We start from the raw sequence: 4,060 nt of genomic DNA, 5'->3' as shown, positions 1-4,060 counted from the left end.
CTGCGGGATGACAGGAAGGACATTCGCCGCCACTCGGCTCCGCCGATGCCAGGACAGGCAGAAGGACCGCCACCATGACCCTCCTCCAGACCGACGCGCGCGGGCTGCGCCGCCGCATGCTGCTGGCCGGGATCGCCGCCGGAGCGCTGGCGCGCCCGGCCGTGCTGCGCGCCCAGGGCAGCCCCATCCGCATCGGCGAGATCAATTCCTACACGGCACAGCCGGCCTTCCTCGGGCCCTACCGCAATGGCTGGCTGCTGGCGCAGGAGCAGGTCAACGCCGCCGGCGGCATCGGCGGCCGCCCGCTGGAGACCGTGTTCCGCGACGATGCCGGCCGCCCCGAGGACGCGGTGCGCCTGGCCGGCGAGCTGCTGAACGCCGAGCGCGTGGCGCTGCTGGCCGGCGGCTACCTCTCCAATGTCGGCCTCGCCCTGGCCGACTTCGCCCGGCAGAACAAGCGCCTCTACGCGGCGAGCGAGCCGCTGACGGACGCGCTCGTCTGGTCGCGCGGCAACCGCTACACCTTCCGCCTGCGGCCCAGCACCTACATGCAGGCCGCCATGCTGGTGGAGGAAGCCGCCAAGCTGCCAGCCAAGCGCTGGGCCACCGTGGCGCCCAACTACGAATACGGGCAGTCGGCGGTGAAGTGGTTCCGCGAGCTGCTGAAGGCGAAGCGGCCGGATGTGGAGTTCGTCGGCGAGCAGTTCCCGGCGCTCGGCCGCATCGATGCCGGCGCCACGGTGCAGGCGCTGGAGCGGATGAAGCCCGAGGGCATCTTCAACGTCACCTTCGCCACCGACCTGCTGAACTTCGTCCGCCAGGGCAACACGCGCGGCCTGTTCGAGGGCCGCGCCGTCGCCTCCATGCTGAGCGGCGAGCCGGAATACCTGGAGCCGCTGGGCGAGGAATGCCCGGATGGCTGGATCGTCACCGGCTACCCGCGCGACGACCTGGACAACCCCACACACACCGCGCTGCGCGACGCCTACCGCGCCAAGTACAACGAGCTGCCGCGCTGCGGATCGATCGTCGGCTACGACACGGTGCAGGCCATCGCCGCCATGCTGCGCAAGGCGAACAGCACCGAGACGGAGGCGATGGTCGAGGCCTTCAAGGGCATCCGCTACCAGACCGGCTACGGCACGGGCGAGGTGGAGTTCCGCGCGCTCGACCACCAGGCGACGCTCGGCGCCTTCGTCGGCCGCACCAAGCTCGAAGGCCGGCGCGGCAGGATGGTGGACTGGCGCTATGCCGACGGCGCCAACTACCTGCCCGGCGACGAGCAGGTGCGCGCCTGGCGGCCGCAGGAGTAGCACCGCCTTGGAAGCCCTGGCCGTCCAGGCGCTGGCCGGACTGGCCAGCGCCTCCTCCCTCTTCCTGGTGGCCTCGGGGCTGACGGTGATCTTCGGCGTCAGCCGCATCGTCAACTTTGCCCATGGCAGCCTCTACATGCTGGGCGCCTTTCTCGCCTGGACCTTTGTCAGCCACGGGCCTTTGGCGGAGCTGGGTGGCTTCTGGGGGTTCTGGGGGGGCGTGCTGCTGGCGGCGCTCTGCGTGGGCGCGCTCGGCGCGGCCCTGGAGATGACGGTGCTGCGCCGCATCTACCACGCGCCGGAGCTGTTCCAGCTTCTCGCCACCTTCGCGCTGGTGCTGATCGTGCAGGATGTGGCGCTGCTGCTCTGGGGCGCCGACGACAAGTTCGGGCCCCGCGCGCCGCTGCTACGCGGCGCGGTCGAGATCCTCGGCCTGCGCTTCCCGCGCTACGAACTGTTCCTCATCGCGGTGGGGCCGGTGGTGCTGGGGCTGCTCTGGCTGCTGTTCCACCGCACCCGCTTCGGCATCCTGCTGCGCGCCGCGACGCAGGACCGCGAGATGGTCTCCGCCCTCGGCGTCGATCAGCGCCTGCTCTTCACCGCCGTGTTCTTCCTCGGCGCCGCCCTCGCCGGGCTCGGCGGCGCGCTGCAATTGCCGCGCGAGGCCGTCACGCTGCACATGGACATGGCGATCATCGTCGAGGCCTTCGTCGTCGTCGTCATCGGCGGGCTGGGCAGCCTGCCCGGTGCCTTCCTGGCGGCGCTGCTGATCGGCGAGCTGCACGCCTTCGGCATCCTGGTGTTTCCGCGCATCACGCTGGTGCTGGTGTTCCTGGTGATGGCGGTGGTGCTGGTGCTGCGGCCGCACGGGCTGCTGGGGGCGCCACCCGGCGCGCCACCGGCCAGCGAGCAGGCGCCGCCCCTGCCCCGCCCGCTGCCGCGCGGCCTGCGGCTGGCCACGCTCGGCGCGCTGGCGGCGCTGCTGCTGGCCGCGCCCTTCCTCGGCGACTACCCGCTGATCCTGCTGGCCGACTTCGCCGTGTTCATCCTCTTCGCCGCCAGCCTGCACCTCATCATGGGGCCGGGCGGCATGGCGAGCTTCGGCCACGCCGCCTATTTCGGCGCCGGCGCCTATGCCGCGGGGCTGCTGCTGCGCCACCTCGCCGCGCCGATGGAGATGGGGCTGCTGCTGGCGCCCTTCGCCGCCGGGCTGGTGGGGCTGCTCTTCGGCTGGTTCTGCGTGCGGCTCTCCGGCGTCTATGCCGCCATGCTCACCCTCGCCTTCGCGCAGATCGCCTGGAGCGTCGCCTTCCAGTGGGTGGAGGTGACGGGCGGCGACAACGGCCTGCTCGGCATCTGGCCGAGCGACTGGGCGCGCGGGAAGCTCGCCTTCTTCTATCTCAGCGCCGCGCTCTGTGGCCTTGGCGTGTGGCTGCTGCGGCGGGCCATCCACGCGCCCTTCGGCCTGGCGCTGCGCGCGCAGCGGGATTCCGCGCTGCGCGCCGAGGCCATCGGCATCGACGCCTTCCGCATCCGCTGGCTGGCCTTCGCCTATGCCGCCGCCTTCGCCGGGCTGGCCGGCGCCCTGTTCGCCTTCGGCAAGGGCAGCGTGTTTCCCACCTACCTCGCCATCCCGCGCAGCGTCGATGCGCTGCTGATGGTGCTGCTGGGCGGCGTGCAGACGGTGAGCGGGCCGATCCTCGGCGCCATTGCCTATGCCGGGCTGCAGGAGCAGCTGGCGCGCGTGACGGAGTTGTGGCGGCTGCTGCTCGGCCTCGTCATCCTGGCGCTGGTGCTGTTCTTCCCGCGCGGCCTCGCGGGCGCCCTGGCCCAATGGGGCGAGAAGCGGGCATGAGCACGCCCCTTCTCGAGGCCGAGGGGCTGATCAAGGCCTGGGGCGGGGTGCGCGCCGTGGATGGCGTCTCCTTCGCCCTCGCCCCCGGCGAGATGCTGGCGCTGATCGGCCCCAACGGCGCCGGCAAGAGCACCTGCTTCAACATGCTCAATGGCCAGATCCGCCCCGATGCCGGGCGGGTGCGGCTGGGGGGCCGGGACATCACCGGGCTGCCGCCGCGCGCCGTGTGGCGGCTCGGCGTCGGCCGCACCTTCCAGGTCACCGCCACCTTCGGCTCGATGAGCGTGCGGGAGAATGTGCGGGCCGCGCTGCTCTCGCATTACCGCCGGCTGCTCGGGCTGTGGCGCCCGGCGGCGCGGCTCCACACGGCGGAGGCGGAGGCGCTGCTGGACCGTGTGGGCATGCTGGCCCAGGCCGACCGCCCCTGCGCCGTGCTGGCCTATGGCGACCTCAAGCGGCTGGAGCTGGCCATGGCGCTGGCCCACAGCCCCCGCCTGCTGCTGATGGACGAGCCCACCGCCGGCATGGCTCCCGCCGAGCGCGGCGCGCTGATGCAACAGACCGCCGCCATCGCGCGCGAGGCCGGCATCGCCGTGCTGTTCACCGAGCACGACATGGATGTGGTGTTCGGCCATGCCGACCGCGTGCTGGTGCTGGAGCGCGGGCGCCTGATCGCCGCCGGCGCGCCGGAGGAGGTGCGGGCGGACCCGCAGGTGCGGCAGGTCTATCTCGGCGGGGGGCGGTTCTGATGCTGGCGGTGGAGGGGCTGCACGCCCATTACGGCCGCGCGCACATCCTGCACGGCGTCTCGCTCACCGTGGCGGCGGGCGAGGTGCTGTGCCTGCTGGGCCGCAACGGCGCCGGCAAGAGCACGACGATGAAGGCCATCATG

At 72.4% G+C, this 4,060-nt stretch carries 4 protein-coding genes; all 4 read left to right on the top strand.

The window, feature by feature from the left end:
• Window positions 1–74 precede the first annotated feature (74 nt).
• A complete protein-coding gene (locus tag ACZJYS_RS23155; RefSeq protein ID WP_493180479.1) occupies window positions 75–1,313 on the top strand; it encodes an ABC transporter substrate-binding protein in 1,239 nt (412 codons plus the stop codon).
• Window positions 1,314–1,320: 7 nt separating this feature from the next.
• On the top strand, window positions 1,321–3,168 hold the full coding sequence (locus ACZJYS_RS23150) for an ABC transporter permease (RefSeq protein WP_493180478.1): 1,848 nt from the start codon (window positions 1,321–1,323) through the stop codon (window positions 3,166–3,168).
• Entirely contained in the window at window positions 3,165–3,917 is a 753-nt protein-coding gene (locus ACZJYS_RS23145; protein WP_493180477.1) for an ABC transporter ATP-binding protein, read from the top strand. The genes ACZJYS_RS23150 and ACZJYS_RS23145 overlap by 4 nt, the downstream gene beginning before the upstream one ends.
• Window positions 3,917–4,060, top strand: a 144-nt coding sequence (locus ACZJYS_RS23140) for an ATP-binding cassette domain-containing protein (RefSeq protein ID WP_493180480.1), incomplete at its 3' end; no start/stop codon positions are given. The genes ACZJYS_RS23145 and ACZJYS_RS23140, both read left to right, overlap by 1 nt.

This window comes from Roseomonas sp. TS2 (assembly GCF_058833935.1).
Note: the sequence above shows the minus strand (reverse complement) of the source record. Positions and strands in the feature narration are given on the sequence as shown.